This window comes from Actinoplanes sp. NPDC026670, assembly GCF_040638175.1.
Taxonomy (GTDB): Bacteria; Actinomycetota; Actinomycetes; order Mycobacteriales; family Micromonosporaceae; genus Actinoplanes.
Genome location: NZ_JBEZXU010000158.1, coordinates 1 through 2,738, shown reverse-complemented (window position 1 = coordinate 2,738; position 2,738 = coordinate 1). Strand labels below are relative to the sequence as shown.

The following is a 2,738-nucleotide window of genomic DNA, read 5'->3' as shown; positions in this document are numbered from 1 at the left end:
TGCCGCGCCGCCCGCCGGTACAGCTCGGCCAGCTCGGCGGTCGCCTTCCCGTCGCGGATCCGCTCCCGCTGACGCCGCGCCGCCGCAGCCGCGTCACCACGCACGTCAGCCAACGCGATCTCGTGTTCGCTGGCCGCCGCACGCCGCGCCAACTCGTCCTCACGCCGCACATCAGCCAGGTCCCGCTCCCGCGACAACCGGTCGGCCAACTCGTCGACGTCGACCGGCGAGCGACGCCAGCCCCGCCCACCGGCGCGGCCCCCGTCCTCCTGGCCCTCGCGGTCGTCGTCCTCACGGTCCTCGTGGTCCTGGTCCTCGCGGTCGTCCTCGTGGTCCTGGTCCTCGCGGTCGGGGTCGCCGCTGACAACGTCGACCAGGTCGTCCAAGTCGTCCGGACGGCCCTCAACCTCGGCATCCACCACGGCGGCCGGCGCCGGCACGCTCACGTCCGGGCGGATCGGCACCACCACATCCGCCGGCACCAACAGGCCACCGCGACGCGTGTACCCGCCGACCGGGTGCATCACCATCGTGCTCATCGGGTCACTCCCATCGCCGGCTCGGCGCACTCCAGGCACTCCCCGAGGGAGCGCGGGATGTAGTAGGGCCGCACCACCTGGCAGGTCGGGCAGGTGCGGCGGGCGGTCAGTGCCTTGCCGATCGCGGCGAGCTGCGCCGGCGTGGCCGTGCGCTTCTTGGCCGCCTGGTCGACCTTGTAGAGGTAGGCCACGCGCTCGCCGCCCACCCCGCGCCAGAGGATCTGCGCCGCCGGCTCCTGGCCACCCGGACGCAGACCCTGCGCCCGCAGCTGCCGCACGGTGGCGTAGCCGGCCGGCGCACCCCGCCACCAGAAGGTGGGGATGCCGTAGCGGGTGCCCTCCGGGTCGTAGAACGCGGCACGAATCCGGCTCACCGCGACACCTCCCACTCGTAGGAGGCCGTCATGGCCAGCTCCCCGGCCAGCGTGAGCAGCATCGACGTCGCCGCCGAGATGCTCAGCCGCCCCAGGTCGTCGACGTCGGCCGGCGCCTGGTCGAACACCGCCGAGCGGGCCACCTTGATGCCCGCGACGATGTCGGTCAGCGGCAGCCCCGCCGGCCCGAACTGGCCGAACCAGGCGTCAAGGATCTGCACCGCCGTCGCGTAGGCCGCGCAGACGCCCTTGGCCCAGGCGTGCCCGGACGGGTCGCTGTGCTCGGTGCGGTCCGCCTCCCGCAGGGCCGTCTCGCCCCGCGCGGCCCAATCGGCGCGCACCTGCTCCGGCGAGAGCACCTCACGACCGTTGAGGATCAGACGGCCGGTGTACGACACCACCGTGCCGCGCCGGTCACTGCTGACGCTCGACCGGCCGGTCGCGCGGATGCTGACACCCGCCAGCGTCGGAATCCGAAGGGTCGGCATCAGCTCTCACCACCGACCGCGCGGCGGGCCCGGACCTGCGCGAGCAGTTCCAGACCGAGAGGGTCGAGGTCGGCCTCGTCGACGTTGCTGGCCAGGCCGTAACGGCGCTCATCGAGCCACCGCCCCAGCCGGACGCCACCGACCACCGCGCCGACCAGGCCGACCGCGACAGCCGGAGAGTAGAGCAGGGCCTGCGGCACCTGCTCGGCGTGCTCGGTCAGCAGCCGGCCCGCGACCACCGCGATCGGGGCCGCGACCGCCGCACCGGCAGCGACCTTCGGCATCCGCGCCGACGTCGGCCGGTCAGCGAGCCGGCGGGACTCACGCTCGTCGCTGATCGCCTGGCGCAGCTCGTCGGCGACCGCACCCGGCAGCGCCGCGACCGACGCCGCCCGGTGCTCCAGCTCGACGTCCGACGCATTACGCAGGCTGGTCCGGTAGTTGGCCAGCGCGTCGGCCAGGTCCAGCGCCTTGGTCGGGGCCGTCATGCCGCCACCCCCAGCGCGTTCGTCAGGGCGGCCATCTCCCGCAGCCGCAGCAACGGACGCTGTTCCACCTCCGGCAGCGCGGACAGGGAGTTGTGCTCGACCAAGCCGTCACCACCGCGCAGCTTGGCCTCGTACGCGGCGGCGTCAGCCGCCGCCATCACCCGGCCCCGGTCCTCGTTGGCCGCCGCGTGAATCGCGCCGACGCTGGCCGTCACCGACACGGTGATGCCGTCGACAACCTCGATGGGCTCGCGCAGGGCGCTGATGACCCCCGCAGCCAGGTAGTGCGCCAGCGGCACCGACGACGGCGACACGAGCACGAACTCGTCACCGCCGATGCGGGCCACCACGGCGTCCTCGACGTCCTCCAGCGACGCCTGTAGCCGGCGGGCGATCTCCACCAGCAGCCGATCACCAGCGGCATGGCCCCAGGTGTCGTTGACCGGCTTGAACTTGTCCAGGTCCACCAGGGCCAAGTCGTAGGACTCGCCGTCCAGGTCGTCGAGCGTGGCCGACAGGCCCGCCCGGTTCGCCAGGCCGGTCAGCGGGTCCGTAGTCGCGGCCCGGCGGGCCTGCGCCAGCCGGGACCGCTGGGCGCGGGCCACCTGCGCGGCCCACACGTGCCCCGCCAGCGACAACGCGGCGACGGCCGGGACCAACATCTTCAACGCCCTCACTGGTCCACCTCCGACGCGGTCGCGGCGGCGTACGCCTCGCGGATCTCGCGCGAGATCCGGCCCCGGTTCTGGACGTCGTAGCCGTTGGCCACGGCCCACTGGCGCATCGCCGCCCGCTCGTCGGCGCCCTCACGGCGGTTGCGCTTCGGCGATGCCGCAGGCTCGCGGCGGC

At 74.0% G+C, this 2,738-nt stretch carries 5 protein-coding genes and 1 pseudogene; all 6 read right to left on the bottom strand.

The features are described from left to right. A pseudogene (locus AB0E94_RS52665) lies at nucleotides 1-539 on the bottom strand (hypothetical protein); the annotation flags it as partial. Beyond that, nucleotides 536-913 carry an RRQRL motif-containing zinc-binding protein gene (locus AB0E94_RS52660; RefSeq protein WP_357098036.1) on the bottom strand — a complete coding sequence of 126 codons (378 nt, stop codon included), beginning with the start codon at nucleotides 911-913 and terminating at the stop codon, nucleotides 536-538. The gene AB0E94_RS52660 and the pseudogene AB0E94_RS52665, both read right to left, overlap by 4 nt. After that, nucleotides 910-1,401: a hypothetical protein gene (locus AB0E94_RS52655; protein ID WP_360344471.1), complete on the bottom strand. Its 492-nt coding sequence runs from the start codon at nucleotides 1,399-1,401 to the stop codon at nucleotides 910-912. Before AB0E94_RS52655 ends, AB0E94_RS52660 begins: the two co-directional genes overlap by 4 nt. Continuing rightward, a complete protein-coding gene (locus AB0E94_RS52650; protein WP_360344468.1) occupies nucleotides 1,401-1,889 on the bottom strand; it encodes a hypothetical protein in 489 nt (162 codons plus the stop codon). Before AB0E94_RS52650 ends, AB0E94_RS52655 begins: the two co-directional genes overlap by 1 nt. Further along, nucleotides 1,886-2,566 carry a GGDEF domain-containing protein gene (locus tag AB0E94_RS52645; RefSeq protein ID WP_357098027.1) on the bottom strand — a complete coding sequence of 227 codons (681 nt, stop codon included), beginning with the start codon at nucleotides 2,564-2,566 and terminating at the stop codon, nucleotides 1,886-1,888. The genes AB0E94_RS52650 and AB0E94_RS52645 overlap by 4 nt, the downstream gene beginning before the upstream one ends. Beyond that, nucleotides 2,563-2,673 carry a histone-like nucleoid-structuring protein Lsr2 gene (locus tag AB0E94_RS52640; protein ID WP_360344474.1) on the bottom strand — a complete coding sequence of 37 codons (111 nt, stop codon included), beginning with the start codon at nucleotides 2,671-2,673 and terminating at the stop codon, nucleotides 2,563-2,565. The genes AB0E94_RS52645 and AB0E94_RS52640 overlap by 4 nt, the downstream gene beginning before the upstream one ends. Nucleotides 2,674-2,738 lie beyond the last annotated feature (65 nt).

What these genes read in the sequence shown, in the direction of transcription:
- AB0E94_RS52655 (WP_360344471.1), bottom strand. Translation starts at nt 1,401, where the DNA reads ATGCCGACCCTTCGGATTCCGACGCTGGCGGGTGTCAGCATCCGCGCG.
- AB0E94_RS52650 (WP_360344468.1), bottom strand. Translation starts at nt 1,889, where the DNA reads ATGACGGCCCCGACCAAGGCGCTGGACCTGGCCGACGCGCTGGCCAAC.
- AB0E94_RS52640 (WP_360344474.1), bottom strand. Translation starts at nt 2,673, where the DNA reads ATGCGCCAGTGGGCCGTGGCCAACGGCTACGACGTCCAGAACCGGGGC.